We start from the raw sequence: 14,208 nt of genomic DNA, 5'->3' as shown, positions 1-14,208 counted from the left end.
ACCACTTAATCTTGTAATTCTACAGTGATAGTTTGTGATACAAAATTGTTATCATTGACAATACCTTCTACAAAAAGTTTAATGTCGTTCTTGGTGTTTAAAACCGAGAGATCTATGGTTCCGTCATTATTAATAGTGGCATTAGGTGTCCAATCAATCGTTCCGTATTCGTTGAAAAATGGTGAATTGTATAGTCCGTACGTTGGCACATAAAATTCTTTATTCTCACTGAAAGCTAACGGGATTTCATAAGTTTGAACTTCCTGCCCACTGCGCTTCAATTTAAATTCTGGCGAAGTGAAAATTTTAATAAACCCTGCATTTCCTCTAATACCGCCACCTACACCGTACAATTCGTACTCTATGTAATCGACATCTTGCATAAAAATGAAGGTAAGAACACTAAAATCAGAAACACTACCTGGCGATGTTAAAAGTGCATTATCTAGATAGACTAGAGGCACAGTGGTTCCCCAGTTTACTCTTGGGTTGTTGATGCTTAAAGTCCCTGAGAAATAATCGAACTGAGTCACAAAGCCTAAACGCTGTAGATAAATATCTAATCTGAGGTTTCTCAATTTTATACGATCATCAGGAATTGCAACTCGCGAATTCACAACCTTATTTTTTAATTCTTCGGCACGTGTGTAATCATTTTCTCCTTCAATGGTTACTTCATCAAGAACCTCTCCACGCAGCCAAGACTTATCTAGTTTTATGTCTTTTAGCGAAGGCATTTGAGACGAAAATACCTCTGTTGGAGTTTTATATGTCTTATCAAAATCTGGAAATGCAGAAGGGAAATATTGCGCTGAAAGCGCAGCTTTTTTTGTAAATCCTTTATTTTTCAGATCGATATAGCCTACCTGCAGCATGTCTTTATCCATAGGGTAGGTTTCTTTCACAGTAAAGACCTTTTCACCTTCTTTTATATCGAATAGTCTCGTACTAGAGTTTTGCATCGGATAGATCACATAAGTTCCTGGATTGTCTCCGTTTATATTTCCAACAATGTCAATGCCACGTTCAAAAGGATAAATAAATTGATCATTGTAATTGAATACGTCATTCCAATTGTAGCTACTCCAACCCTGAGTTAAAAGTAAAAGATCGAGATTGTAGCTGCTTTCTCTTGTGTTGGTAAAATACTGAGATGCATTTTCAATAAAGCCATTTACATAAGGTTGAATGTATAATTGTGATAGAAGATTATTATGGTGATTGTACGATTTTGTTGCGCTCGGGAGCACAGAAATACTCACATTAGACCATTTTGAAAAATTGAAACTATTCAATTTTAAATTAATGTCTAAACTGTCTTTCTTCTTTTTGACTTCTACTTTTTCAATTTTAGCCATATCAATACCGTTCTTATTAAAGTGAAGACGCTCTAATAATGGCTTGTTATCTTCAGTAAAAACCGTGAAGATGTTAATACCTGAAAATAGCTCTTTTATCGGGTAATTAAATATGATGGAGCCATCCTCATTCAATTGAAATTCAGTGATCTTTATTTCGCTTCCATCGTGTAAGGCCAATTTCAAAATTTGATCTCCAAATTTCTCGTAGAAAAGATCATTGGCTTCAATCTTAATGGTAGCACTGTTGTTTAGGGCATTTAAGGTCATTGACAGCCCCATTGGTTTAATGTCTTTAATTTCCTTCTTTATTACTTTGTCTAATACATCAATTTCAACAAAGTATTTTTCCTTTGGATCTGGATTGAGAATTGTTTTTGCCAGTCCGACCTCATTCAGTTTGAAATCAGACACAATACTATTATTAGCATCAACAATGCGACCAGAAACACCACTGATTCCTAGACCAAATTGATTTTTTGCAATAATCCCTACGACGTTATTAAGATTATATGATATACGACCACCTTCGCCCAAAATTTGAAGATCTATATTTATATCTTCAGGCTTTATAGGTTTGATTTCTTGCAAATTATCAGCATCAATAACTTTAAAAGTCTGTTCGTAATGATTAGACTCTCTGAAGTTTTTCATCCAGTTGGTATAAGCCTTAAAGGTATATGTACCTGTGGCTAAAGAGCTGTCTATTTCAAAAATATTTGAAGTTACAGCATCTTTGACTCTAAGCAGTTTTTTCTTTAAAACGTTGCCTTCTTCATCGCTAATTGTGCAATAAAGATTCTTAGTCATTTTTGCTGGCTCTTTGGTAAATTTGTCGAAAATGTAGGCAGTAAAGCCTAACATTTCACCTTCAACATAGGTTGATTTGTTAAGATGGGCGTAGGCCACTTCTCGTGGTGCTTCAGTGTAATCTGAATAGTCATCCACAATGTCTTCAGCACTTTGTGAAAAGCCCCAAGCGGAGAAAATTAAAAAAATAAAGAAAATTTTAGCAATAGAAGGTAGAGTTTTAGTCATGATGATAGCTTTTTCATATAAAGTTATCAAAAACCATACCATAAACCTATAGTTTTAACTAATCTTTAAGCCATTATTGACCCCGTCAATACTGGGATTGACAAAAACTAAGTCGCCATTTTTATCTTCGGTCATTAAGATCATTCCCTGGCTTTCAACACCTCTTAATTTACGAGGTGCTAAGTTTACTAATACGGTAACACGTTTTCCTATAACCTCTTCAGGTTTAAAACTTTCAGCGATACCAGAAACAATGGTGCGTACATCAATTCCTGTGTCTACTTTTAGTACAAGTAGCTTTTTGGTCTTGGGCATTTTCTCGGCTTCTAAGATCGTACCCACTCTGAGATCGAGTTTGGTAAAATCGTCAAAGGTGATTTCCTCTTTTTGTGGTTCTACACTTTTGTTGGCAGCCTCATTTGCTTTTTTATTGGCTTCTAATTTATCGAGTTGTTTTTGAATATCTGAATCTTCAATTTTTGAAAACAGTAACTCAGGCTTTCCAGTTTGAATGGTATGTCCTGCCGGTAATAGAATATCCTTTTTCGGAATATCATCCCAAGAATGGTCTTCTGACCTCAGAATACCCTTCAATTTATTTGATGTAAATGGTAAAAATGGTTCGCATAAAACCGATAAAGCCGTTGCAATTTGAAGCGCAACAAACATTACAGTTTTAGTACGATCTTCATCCGTTTTGATGGTTTTCCAAGGTTCTTCGTCTGCTAAATATTTGTTGCCTAAACGTGCGAGGTTCATTAGCTCCTGACTTCCTTCTCTAAAGCGGTAACGTTCAATAGAGCTAGCCAATACAGCTGGATAAGCCTGTAACTCAGTTAAAGTTTCTGAATCTACTTGCGAATATTCCGAAGGCTCCGGAACTACACCATCATAGTATTTATTGGTTAAAACCACTACACGGTTAATGAAATTACCAAAAATGGCAACGAGCTCATTATTATTTCTTGCCTGAAAATCTTTCCAAGTAAAATCGTTGTCTTTGGTTTCAGGAGCATTTGCCGTTAAGGCATATCGCAACACATCTTGTTGATTCGGGAAATCATTAAGGTAATCTGGTAGCCAAACCGCCCAATTTTTAGATGTCGATAATTTATTTCCTTCTAGGTTCAGAAATTCGTTGGCAGGTACGTTTTCTGGTAAAATGTAAGTCCCTTCGGCTTTTAGCATGGATGGGAAAATGATACAGTGAAAAACAATGTTATCCTTACCAATAAAGTGTACGAGTGTCGTATTTTCATCCTTCCAGTAATCTTCCCAATTTTTACCTTCGCGCTCCGCCCATTCTATGGTTGAGGAGATGTAACCAATGGGAGCATCAAACCAAACATAAAGGACTTTGCCTTCACCACCTTCAACAGGAACCGGAATTCCCCAATCTAAATCTCGTGTTACCGCTCTTGGGCGTAAACCATCATCTATCCAAGATTTTACTTGTCCATATACATTAGGTTTCCAATCTTTTTTGTGGCCTTTAAGAATCCATTCTGTTAGAAATTCTTCGTGTTTGTTTAATGGTAAAAACCAATGCTTGGTTTTCTTTAATGTTGGTGTATTACCAGTTATAGCCGACTTAGGATTTATGAGGTCTGTAGCATTATGACTGGTTCCGCAGTTTTCGCATTGGTCGCCATAGGCTTCTTCATAACCACATTTTGGGCAGGTGCCAATCACAAAACGATCGGCCAAAAACTGATTAGCTTCCTCATCGTACAATTGCTCCGAGACTTCTTCTACAAATTCATTTTTGTCATAAAGTGTTTTAAAAAACTCAGATGCAGTTTCATGATGAATTTTCGCCGAGGTACGCGAATAATTGTCGAACGAAATACCGAATTCCTCAAAAGAAGCTTTAATAATTGCATGATATTTATCTACAATATCCTGTGGTGTAACCCCTTCCTTTTTTGCTTTTAAGGTAATAGGCACACCATGCTCGTCACTACCACAAATAAAGGCAACATCATTTCCTGTTAATCTTAAATATCTCGAGTAAATATCTGCGGGTACATAAACACCAGCCAAGTGACCAATATGAATAGGGCCATTGGTATAGGGTAAGGCTGCTGTTATGGTATATCGTTTAGACATGATTTCAATAATTTGAAGCTACAAAAGTACACAATATAAAAACAGTTCTAAAAAAAATGTACATTTACAAAAAGCTGTTTTTTATGATTTTGAGAAGTCTCGTTTTTTCATTGATCCTTACACTTAATATTGGGATAATTAACCGAGGTTATGCTCAAAGTGAAATTGATAATTCTACCGAAATGACATTAGGTTTAATTCAACCACCTTATTTAAAAGCCGGTGATACTGTGGCAATCGTAGCACCTTCTGGAATTCTAAAAAACCGAGAACGTGAAGTACAACAAGCCGTTGAATTATTGGAGAGTTGGGGATTATATGCGGTAGTTGGGCCACATGTGTTTAGCAAGGCCAACCACTTTGCTGGCACTGACGAGGAACGCTGTGAAGATTTTCAAAATGCGATGGATGACCCTAAAATAAGTGCTATTTGGTGTGCCAGAGGTGGCTATGGAACAGTTCGGATTTTAGATAAATTAGATTATACCAAATTCAAAGAACATCCTAAATGGGTCATTGGTTTCAGTGATATTACAGCGCTCCATAATCAATTGCATAACCAGGGGTTTGAATCTATTCATGCTTTAATGTGTGTTAGCTTAACAGAAAAACTTAGTGAAATACAAGCTTCTGTTGATACCTTTAAATCTGCGATTTTTGGAACCCCAACTGATTATTCTTTAGAAGCTTCAGATTATAACCGAATTGGTGAGGCCGAAGGTATGCTGGTTGGTGGTAACTTAACCATGTTACATACCATGTTGGGTTCTGATGAAAGTATCGATACAAGTGGCAAGATCTTATTTATTGAAGAGATCGGAGAGTATAAATACCATATAGACCGCATGCTACAAAGCATGAAACGCGCAGGTTATTTTGATAATCTGAAGGGTTTGATCGTTGGCGACATGTCAAAACTCAGGAAAAACACAACCCTCTGGGGAACATCAATTGAGCAATTAATTCTTGATGCTTTAGCCGAATATGATTTCCCGATTGCCTTCAATATGCCGGCTGGTCATGAAGATGATAACAGAGCCTTGGTTTTGGGAAGAACAATCGAGTTGAAGGTTAATAAACGTGGGTCCACTTTAAAGTTTAATTAAAAAGCAAGCATCCTTAGATTAGTCTTCAAGAACTATTCAACTTTTGAAAATCGTACATTCTGAATCCTTCCAGAAGTTAAAAATAAGTCATGCGTATCATCCTCTTTTTCCATACCTATTATTAAACTGTAGCCGTAATCGTTAATGACTAATTTTTCAGTTGATAATAATATCGCTGTCATATCATCTGCTGCATTTTTGATGCTGTATTTCAGACCTGTCTGATAATTTATTTCGAAGGTAACACCAGTCTCTTCATTAATATATTTACCGTCTAGGGCCTTGAAATCAAAATCTGAAAAGTCAGTATTTCTTCGTGTTAATGTAAAAGTCGGCGTATTAGGGTAATAGGCTGTAACCTGCATTTCACCTTTTTCATTTTTGGTGAATTCTTGCTTAAATGGCGCATCATTCCATTGCTGAAACACATTATCGGCTTCACGTATCAATTTCGTATCATTCCGACCTGTTCTAAGCAAAAATAGTTCTTCGTCTCTCACTACAAATTCCCATATATAACCTTCAATCTCGTACATACCTGTAATGGCATCAATCTCAACATAAGGTCCGATCGAATCTGGCTGTAATTTTATGTCGTTAGTATCAGGATTTAATTCGAGCAGAACATTAGCACTATTTAAAGTCTGTGTCATAGGATCCGTCTTTCCGCTATTGGTGAGTGTAACAATAGAAAACTTCTGATTTTCAAATCGGGCTGTTATCGCCTTCCAGGCACCTGTGGAACCACCGTGATATTTGTAAGGAATATTTTGATGCTCCATAAATTCAACTCCATAGCCATAATTTTCGATGGTGGAATTAGGAATTAATGACTGACTCTGAATCAATACCTTTTTTGAAAATCTTTGGTTTTTTTTAGTCTGAAGAATTTTTTCAAATTCCAATTGATCTTCAAGGGTTGAGAAGATATTTCCATCACCATGGGCATTCCAAATCCAATCATAATTAAACCAAGTATCGAAGTTAAAATAGGGTTCAGCTATCGGGCCTTTAATAGCCGTGTGGTCTGCAACAAATGAGGTATTAGGCATATTAAGATCGGAAAACATTTTATTGGTGTAATCAACGAAGCTACTTTCTGAAACAATAGCCACGATCTCAGCAAGAAGCATATAATTTGAATTACTGTAGGCGTATTTTGAACCAGGTACAAAGTTGAGTTCAGTTTGCTTTTTTAAAAGTTCTAGTACATCGTTATTATCAAAGGTATGTTCCCACCAGGTAAGCCCTTGAAGTGACCAAAGATCATAGACATCTCTAATACCACTTGAATGATTTAGTAAATGCGCTACAGTGATCTTGTCTTTTACAGCTGGATAAAGCTCAGGGAAGAACGTTCTGATATCATCTTCAAGTTTAAGTTTACCATTTTCAATAAGTTCTAGTATGGCTAATGCTGTAAACTGTTTTCCGTTAGACGCAATATTAAACCTTGAATTCTTTTCTATTAACAGGCTGTCTTCAAGATTGGCATAACCCGCGTACTTTTCATAAACGATTTCTCCATTCAGTACTATTCCCACGGCTACACCAGGAGCGTCCTTAGGGACATCTATAGTAGCAATGGAATCTAAACGTTGAATTTGAAGATTACTTAGTTGTGAAGGTTTAGATTTACAAGAGTCTAAGGTTATGTATACCACGCAAAGCACTAATGCCTTTGTGATAGCATATAAATTATCCTTCATGACCTTCTTTCTTAATTTCGTCTAGAATTTCATTAGATATTTCTTTACCGTCGTCATCTATGGATACAAACCACACATTGGTTGTGCAGGTTCTATTAAAGACGTCAGAATTAGAAGTACATTTCTGAATTGTTCCTTTAATTACATAACCTTTGTCGGTAACCTCGGCGGTATAACCGTATTCATTATAAAAATCACCGTAGGTATTTTGCCATTCCTTTTTACCATCCTTATCGGTTTTTATAACATACATGTCATAATTGCCATTACCATAAGAACTCGTTGATCCAACAATAAGATAACCATCTGGTGTTGCAACAATTGAACTTGCTTTGTCATAGCTCTTTCCACCAAATCGTTTATTCCAAATTTCGTTACCGTTTAGGTAGTTTTTAGTGAGTAATATATCTGAATTATCACCTTCGCGAGAACCAATAGTAGTTACTTGAATTGTACCACCTTCTGTTGGAATTTGCGGCTGAAATTTCAGGTTGGTTTTCTTTTTGAATCGATTATTTGCTGCTCTTCCGAGTGTAACCAATATATCGGCAGGCCTATCAAATTGATCTCTTTCTACTTTCAAAATAAAATTGCGTGAAAGTAATTCATCTCGGTTTAGAGCTGTAACATCGCGTTCGTCTTCTCTGTTCGAAAATTTGATCTTAAGTTCGTTGTCTTCAGTGAGTCTAAGTTCGAAACTCATATCTAATTCAGCACTATCGTATCTTCCAACGAAATTTTTCAAATCGGACAATGTAGCTGGTAATGCTGTACTTCTTTCAAAAATTTTAGTCTCTCCCGATGGTTCAAATAGGATCATTTCATCTTTATAAAACACAATTTTTTCTTCAGAATTATAAGAAGGATAAAACTGATTTTTACTTTCTGGAATTAATTCTATAGTGACGTTTCCGCCTCTTTTGTAGTAGGTCTTTCCTTCTACTTCAACAATCCTGATCAATGTGCCTTTTGAAGAAATATACTGTCCTATTACTTGTTGTTGCGTCGAGGTATTCGCAGTGTCATAATATCGACTATCGTATGTTGTATTTTTCTTCACTTCTATTTTTGGAAGTAAAACGTTTGCAACTTCATCAGCGATGACGTCGCTACCGATATTGCCGTTATTACTCATTACAAAAACGGTGAGCTTATCGTCTGTGAACCTCACAGTTTGCGAATTATAACCATTAGTTCCTCCATCATGATGCACTGAGGCACGTTCACCCCAATACCAATTGAAAAGCCTTAAGCCGTAACCATAGGTTGTAATTTCACTATTAGGAATGGCTTTCTGACTTTTAATCAATAACTCGTTATTCTTTTTTTCTGCGTTTTGCACAGCTTGTTCATAAATGAGTTGGTCTTTTAATGTTGTGTATAAAAATCCTTCACCCGCTGTTTTGGTGACCGTTGGTGATTGAAACCAAACGCCACTTCCCCAATCTGCATAAGGTTCTGCTCTATTTGGTATAACGCGCATATAACCCTCAATGAAGGCGGTGTTATTCATGCCTAGTTCTTCGAAGAATTTTTTTGAATAATCGGTGAACTTTTCATCCGTAACGTTTTCAATAATTTTCGCTAAAACTACATAACCCGAATTGCTATATGAATAGTCAGTTCCTGGTTTAAAAGCCAGTTCTTGTTGGTTTTCTGTTAGTTCTATGATATCATTATTATTCAGACCAACGCGCTTCCAAAATGCTTCACCTTGCATATCCATTAAGCCCACATAATCCCTTATACCTGCGGTATGATTTATAAGATGCCTAATCTTGATTTCCTCTTTTACTTGTGGATATAAGTTGGGCATATATTTACGAATGTCATCTTCTAAATCTAGTTTTCCTTCTAATGATAATTTCAAAATCATTAAAGCCGTAAACTGTTTCGCCGTAGAAGCTATGTTCGATCTTGTGTTTTCATCCATTTTTATTTTGAATGAGAGATTAGCCAGACCGTGGTATTTTTCATAGATGATATTTCCATCTTTTACGATACCGACCATAAGCCCTGGATGATCTTTTTTGATCTTAGATTCAATTATAGAATCGATATCTTTAAATTGTTTGGAAAGGTCTTGTGCATGCAGTCCGAATGATATGACTACTGCAAAAAGGGTGGCGAATGTTTTCATGGTCTTATTATTATTTTCCACAAATCTCTATGAAATTACAACACCAAACGCTTCAAATCTTGATTTGAGACCTGTTTTAAGATAATTTTTCAATATAATCCTTAGGCGATAAGGAGGTGCTTTTTTTAAATGCTCTATTAAAAGTGGCTTTACTGTTAAATCCCGAGTCTAGAGCAATCCCTAATAATGTGGTACTATTGTGTTCGCCTTTGTTCAGTTTATCTTTAACAGCCTCAATTCTATAATGATTAATAAAATCATTAAAATTCATATTAAAACCAGAATTAACAGCTGAAGAAACTGTTTTTGTAGTGATGTTCAATTCTTGGGCAACATCAGAAAGTGTAAGTCTCGGGTTTTCGAAGAGTCGTTTATCCTTCATTAGGTCGGATAGTTTTGATTTCCAGATAGCATGGTCCTTATCGAGCTCTTTTAGCTCATCCTTGGTTTCAGGGGATTCAACTTCCTCATCAACAAATACGTTTACTACTTTTAGTTTTTCGCCTTCAAGTGTAATTTGCTTAATGATATTGCTGTAACCAGTAATAGCGATGTAATAAAAAACCACTGAAAAGGCTAAGTAATACCAGAACTGACTGCCAAAATTGCCCCAGTCTTTATCGAAAATGAAAAACAATACCCTAAGTACAAGTAGGCCTAAAAAGGCAATCATAAAATTTCTTATCCATACAAATAATATAGATTCGGCATAACTTACTTTTTCAAAAAGCAACCTTTTATAGTTGAAATAATATCGTAGACTAATTATGAGATAATAAACCATAGAAATTAATCCCGCCATCTGATACCAGTCCGCCAGATCTTTATCTTTCTGGTCTGCATAGAAGTAGTACTCATCTAAAATGAGTTTATCCGTTACAAAAACCACCAAGCTGTAAATAGCATATAAAATGGCAGGTATAAAATGGAGATAATCTTTTTTAGATAACCTAAAGCTAGAGTTTAGTAAACTTTTGGTGTAGAAATATACAACCGGACCGATTAAAAGCACCTGCATAAACGGAACAAAGAACATTATTGCTCTTTTAAGACCCCTTGTGTACCATCCGGCGTAGCCAAGCATATAAGGAATTAAATACATGGCCCACAGAAATAGTAGTAAGCTTAACCACTTACTAGCTCTGTTGTTGTGAATAATTCCATTCCGAAGCAATAAAAATGAGAACACCATGCCGTGGAAAAAAAAGAGCAATAGCAGCGAGCTATATTCATTATAGTTGAAAGGATAGTCGAATATTAAACTGATTGTTACGGCGATTACATTCACTATTTAAATGTACTACATTTTTCTAAATTTTGAATCATGGCACAGCATAATGAATTAGGTAAAAAAGGTGAGCAACTAGCAATAGATTATTTAATTGAAAATAAATACGACATTTTAGAACAAAATTATCGTTTTCAAAAAGCTGAAATAGATATTATTGCTCAGAAGCGTGAAGTTTTAGCTGTGATTGAGGTGAAAACGCGTTCATCCACAGATTTTGGACATCCTCAGGAATTTGTTAAACCAAAACAAATTCGAAATTTAGTTAAGGTTATCGACGAATATATAACTGCAAATGATTTAGACGTAGAAGTACGTTTTGACATTATTGCCATTGTAAAAAATAAGGACGGAATTAAGATAGAACATCTAGAAGATGCGTTCTATCATTTTTAAAGGTAGATGTTGGTTACAACTAGCAGTAAACTATAAAACAAAACATTTACAATTTTATCTTGGAGTTTTAGGTTAAGGAATCGCTTTAGCTCTTGTTTAAGAACACTAAAGGTTAAAATAAAACTCACAAAAACCACACTTAGGCCAATGAACCAATAAAGTGATTCAGGATATGGTAAAGTAACGTTAGTTAAAAGAAAAAGTGTAAGGAGGACACCAGCAATTAAGACGCGCTTTTCACTAGAAGCACTCAGGTTATTTCTTTTTACGATGGAGGTTGTTTTTGAAATAATGAGGGCAATTATAGCGGACAAAAAAACTATTGTAAATGTCATATCTTTTTCAATCTTTTTTCTAGTTAAAAATAATTATTCTCGAAAGAATATAAAAGCTAATAGCTGTTAACTTTTAAATTGTTTGTAAAAATTCATTTCGTCTATATAATGCCACACATTATCGGGTAACATTGGACGAACATTCCTACCTGCTTTGATCTCGTTTCTAATAAACGTTGAAGATAGCTCCATTATTGGAGCAGAAATGTTAAATATTCGAGGATGGTCGTTAAATCTCGTGTCAATTTTTCCCTCAGACAACCTTGGATAGACATAAATGTCGTGTTCTTCGATAATTAGCTCGTAGTTTTTCCACTTGTGAAAACTTTTCAGATTGTCTTCACCCATAATGAGTGAGAATTGATGTTGCGGATATTTCTCGTATAAATAAGTTAGAGTATCGATAGTGTAATTAGGCTGTTTAAGCTTAAATTCAATATCACTTGGTCGTAATTTGGTGTAGTCTTTTGTTGCCAGATAAACCATTTCCAGACGTTGATGATCATCGAGCATATTATTCTTTTTCTTGAACGGACTTTGAGGTGTAACCACAAACCAAATCTGATCTAGCTCACTATGTTCTGCTAGGTGATTAGCAATGGTTAAATGCCCAACATGAATAGGATTAAACGTGCCAAAATAAAGTCCGACTTTCATGATTAACTATTTATAAAATCAGAAACAAGTTCATATGCATTTTTTAAGGCGGTATCTAAATCAGAGTTTACCACAACCACATCAAATAGTGGCGCCGTTGCCAATTCTGCAGGTGCTTTTGCCACGCGCATACTTATTTTATCTTCACTTTCCTCTCCGCGGTCTTTCAAACGACGCACCAATTCGTTGAGGTCTGGTGGCTTTACGAAAACCGCTAGAGTTTGTTCCGGGAATTTACGTTTAATACGAAGTCCACCAGAAACGTCGATATCAAAAATTACATGCTTGCCTTTGGCCCAGATACGTTCAACTTCGGCCTTCAAGGTGCCATAAAAATTATCTCTGTAGACCTCTTCCCATTCTAAAAATTCGTCGGCTTTTATCTTATTCTTAAACTCTTTGAGCGACAAATAATAATAGTCTTTGCCGTGTTGTTCGTTGCCACGCTTATCTCTAGAGGTTGCAGAAATTGAAAATTCTAAATTAAGCTCTTCCTGTTTTAATAAATGCCGAACTATTGTTGTTTTTCCCGAGCCTGAAGGTGCTGAGAATACGATAAGTTTACCTTGTTTTTTTGAATCTTTTAGCACGCAGTTGATATTTTTAAAGTACGTTCAGTAATTGTTCTTTAATCTTTTCGAGCTCGTCTTTCATTTGAACGACTAATTTCTGCATTGGTGCATAATTAGATTTAGAGCCAATGGTGTTGATTTCTCTTCCTATTTCCTGTGAAATAAAGCCTAGTTTTTTGCCATTCGAATCATCAGAATTTAGTGCTTTGATAAAATAATCGAGATGATTATCTAATCGTACTTTCTCTTCAGTGATATCAAATTTTTCTATGTAATAAACAAGTTCTTGCTCAAAACGATTCTCGTCAACTTTTTCTTTGATTTCAGAAATGCCTTTCTCGAGTCGTGCTCTAACGCCATCGATTCGCTCAGGATCCATAACAATTACCGCTTCAAGAAGCTGTTTTAATGTGCCAATTCTGTTAATGAAGTCTTGTTTTAAAATAGCCCCTTCATCCTTTCTGTAAGCAACAATTTTTGAAATTGCTTCATTAATACCATTAGCAATTAAACCCCATTCTTCTTCGTCAATATCGTCGCGTTCTGTGGTTACTGCATCAGGAAGACGGATTGCCATTTTTAGTAATTCAGTAGCATCACCGTCAACTACACCTTTAAGTTGTTTAATATATTCCTGTACAACAGTCTTATTTATTTTTGATGAGGTCTCTTCACCGGTAATTTCAACATAGAGTGAAAAATCTACTTTACCACGAACAAGCTGTTTGGCGATATCTTTTCTTATATCGAGTTCTTTTGCGCGGTAGGTTGATGGCATTCTGGCATTAACATCCAGGTTTTTGCTGTTAAGAGATTTTAATTCAATAGATATTTTTTTGGTAGGAAGCTGTAATACAGATTTCCCGTAACCTGTCATTGATTGTATCATTAATACGATGCGATTAAAGTTGGGCAAAGGTACAAAATTGAACTGGCATTAAATCAAAGTTAAATAATAGCTATTTACTATGCGCGCATAATATTTTTTCTAACTTTGTTTTTCATTAATCAGTTTGAAGTATGTACAAAAAACAATTTGAGATCCGTTGGAGCGATGTCGATGCGAATGGGCATTTGGCAAATTCGGCATATACCAATTTTATGAGTCATGCACGAATGTCATTTTTTGGTAATCACGGATTTTCAATGCCCGAAATTAGAAAGCATAATGTTGGTCCGGTAGTATTTTATGAGCATATGTATTATTTTAAAGAATCGTTCATAGGTGCACCAATAACGGTCACTATTGAGGTTTCTGGATTAAGCGAAGATGGTATGCTTTTTATGTTCAAACATAATTTCTACAATGAAAAAGGAGATCATCTTGCTTACTGCGAAATGCAGGGCGGATGGATTGACCTCACAGCTCGTAAGCTTACTGCTTTGCCAGCTCCGTTATTAGAATTGGCAGATAAATTCCCGAAATCTGAAGATTTTAAGATTTTAACCAAAGCAGATACGCGCAAGCATGGTGTAAGGCCGAAGCCAATTGAAATTTAG

Annotated in this window: 12 protein-coding genes; 3 read left to right on the top strand and 9 right to left on the bottom strand. The window is 35.7% G+C overall.

Translation table 11 applies throughout. From position 1 onward, the window contains the following. Nucleotides 1-5: 5 nt before the first annotated feature. Together DDY94_RS02650 and metG are read right to left on the bottom strand one after the other, a co-directional pair. Nucleotides 6-2,396, bottom strand: a complete 2,391-nt coding sequence (locus DDY94_RS02650; RefSeq protein WP_111682469.1) for a hypothetical protein — start codon at nucleotides 2,394-2,396, stop codon at nucleotides 6-8. A gap of 54 nt (nucleotides 2,397-2,450) precedes the next feature. Continuing rightward, a complete protein-coding gene (metG, locus tag DDY94_RS02645) occupies nucleotides 2,451-4,505 on the bottom strand; it encodes a methionine--tRNA ligase (protein ID WP_111682468.1) in 2,055 nt (684 codons plus the stop codon). Nucleotides 4,506-4,588: 83 nt separating this feature from the next. Between metG and DDY94_RS02640 the strand changes: the two genes are divergently transcribed. Beyond that, nucleotides 4,589-5,611 (top strand): S66 peptidase family protein, encoded by a 1,023-nt coding sequence (locus DDY94_RS02640; RefSeq protein WP_198658902.1) that lies wholly within the window; start codon nucleotides 4,589-4,591, stop codon nucleotides 5,609-5,611. 32 nt (nucleotides 5,612-5,643) lie between these two features. Here DDY94_RS02640 and DDY94_RS02635 read toward each other — a convergent pair whose 3' ends face one another. The 3 genes from DDY94_RS02635 to DDY94_RS02625 form a co-directional block, all read right to left on the bottom strand. Beyond that, the gene (locus DDY94_RS02635; protein ID WP_111682467.1) at nucleotides 5,644-7,320 is read right to left on the bottom strand and encodes a serine hydrolase domain-containing protein; all 1,677 of its coding nucleotides are present in this window, start codon (nucleotides 7,318-7,320) and stop codon (nucleotides 5,644-5,646) included. Next, nucleotides 7,310-9,460 carry a serine hydrolase domain-containing protein gene (locus DDY94_RS02630; RefSeq protein ID WP_111682466.1) on the bottom strand — a complete coding sequence of 717 codons (2,151 nt, stop codon included), beginning with the start codon at nucleotides 9,458-9,460 and terminating at the stop codon, nucleotides 7,310-7,312. The genes DDY94_RS02635 and DDY94_RS02630 overlap by 11 nt, the downstream gene beginning before the upstream one ends. A 76-nt stretch (nucleotides 9,461-9,536) precedes the next feature. Then, nucleotides 9,537-10,748, bottom strand: a complete 1,212-nt coding sequence (locus DDY94_RS02625) for a helix-turn-helix domain-containing protein (RefSeq protein ID WP_232817803.1) — start codon at nucleotides 10,746-10,748, stop codon at nucleotides 9,537-9,539. 36 nt (nucleotides 10,749-10,784) lie between these two features. Here DDY94_RS02625 and DDY94_RS02620 point away from each other — a divergent pair, with 36 nt between their 5' ends. Beyond that, nucleotides 10,785-11,144, top strand: a complete 360-nt coding sequence (locus DDY94_RS02620) for a YraN family protein (protein WP_111682464.1) — start codon at nucleotides 10,785-10,787, stop codon at nucleotides 11,142-11,144. Here DDY94_RS02620 and DDY94_RS02615 read toward each other — a convergent pair. The 4 genes from DDY94_RS02615 to DDY94_RS02600 form a co-directional block, all read right to left on the bottom strand. Further along, nucleotides 11,141-11,479, bottom strand: a complete 339-nt coding sequence (locus tag DDY94_RS02615; RefSeq protein ID WP_111682463.1) for a hypothetical protein — start codon at nucleotides 11,477-11,479, stop codon at nucleotides 11,141-11,143. The two genes, DDY94_RS02620 and DDY94_RS02615, sit on opposite strands and share 4 nt — an antisense overlap. 66 nt (nucleotides 11,480-11,545) lie before the next feature. Beyond that, entirely contained in the window at nucleotides 11,546-12,136 is a 591-nt protein-coding gene (gene nadD, locus DDY94_RS02610) for a nicotinate (nicotinamide) nucleotide adenylyltransferase (RefSeq protein WP_111682462.1), read from the bottom strand. A 2-nt stretch (nucleotides 12,137-12,138) separates the two neighbouring features. After that, nucleotides 12,139-12,726 carry a guanylate kinase gene (gene gmk, locus DDY94_RS02605; RefSeq protein ID WP_111682461.1) on the bottom strand — a complete coding sequence of 196 codons (588 nt, stop codon included), beginning with the start codon at nucleotides 12,724-12,726 and terminating at the stop codon, nucleotides 12,139-12,141. 13 nt (nucleotides 12,727-12,739) lie between these two features. Continuing rightward, nucleotides 12,740-13,597 (bottom strand): YicC/YloC family endoribonuclease, encoded by an 858-nt coding sequence (locus DDY94_RS02600; protein ID WP_111682460.1) that lies wholly within the window; start codon nucleotides 13,595-13,597, stop codon nucleotides 12,740-12,742. 131 nt (nucleotides 13,598-13,728) lie between these two features. Between DDY94_RS02600 and DDY94_RS02595 the strand changes: the two genes are divergently transcribed. Continuing rightward, nucleotides 13,729-14,208 carry an acyl-CoA thioesterase gene (locus tag DDY94_RS02595; RefSeq protein WP_111682459.1) on the top strand — a complete coding sequence of 160 codons (480 nt, stop codon included), beginning with the start codon at nucleotides 13,729-13,731 and terminating at the stop codon, nucleotides 14,206-14,208.

Source organism: Winogradskyella tangerina (genome assembly GCF_003260205.1).
In the GTDB taxonomy this organism is placed as follows: Bacteria; Bacteroidota; Bacteroidia; order Flavobacteriales; family Flavobacteriaceae; genus Winogradskyella; species Winogradskyella tangerina.
This window is presented reverse-complemented; position numbering and strand designations above follow the sequence as displayed.

What these genes read in the sequence shown, in the direction of transcription:
- DDY94_RS02650 (WP_111682469.1), bottom strand. Translation starts at nt 2,396, where the DNA reads ATGACTAAAACTCTACCTTCTATTGCTAAAATTTTCTTTATTTTTTTA.
- DDY94_RS02630 (WP_111682466.1), bottom strand. Translation starts at nt 9,460, where the DNA reads ATGAAAACATTCGCCACCCTTTTTGCAGTAGTCATATCATTCGGACTG.
- DDY94_RS02595 (WP_111682459.1), top strand. Translation starts at nt 13,729, where the DNA reads ATGTACAAAAAACAATTTGAGATCCGTTGGAGCGATGTCGATGCGAAT.
- DDY94_RS02640 (WP_198658902.1), top strand. Translation starts at nt 4,589, where the DNA reads ATGATTTTGAGAAGTCTCGTTTTTTCATTGATCCTTACACTTAATATT.
- DDY94_RS02600 (WP_111682460.1), bottom strand. Translation starts at nt 13,597, where the DNA reads ATGATACAATCAATGACAGGTTACGGGAAATCTGTATTACAGCTTCCT.
- DDY94_RS02635 (WP_111682467.1), bottom strand. Translation starts at nt 7,320, where the DNA reads ATGAAGGATAATTTATATGCTATCACAAAGGCATTAGTGCTTTGCGTG.
- DDY94_RS02620 (WP_111682464.1), top strand. Translation starts at nt 10,785, where the DNA reads ATGGCACAGCATAATGAATTAGGTAAAAAAGGTGAGCAACTAGCAATA.
- metG (WP_111682468.1), bottom strand. Translation starts at nt 4,505, where the DNA reads ATGTCTAAACGATATACCATAACAGCAGCCTTACCCTATACCAATGGC.
- nadD (WP_111682462.1), bottom strand. Translation starts at nt 12,136, where the DNA reads ATGAAAGTCGGACTTTATTTTGGCACGTTTAATCCTATTCATGTTGGG.
- DDY94_RS02615 (WP_111682463.1), bottom strand. Translation starts at nt 11,479, where the DNA reads ATGACATTTACAATAGTTTTTTTGTCCGCTATAATTGCCCTCATTATT.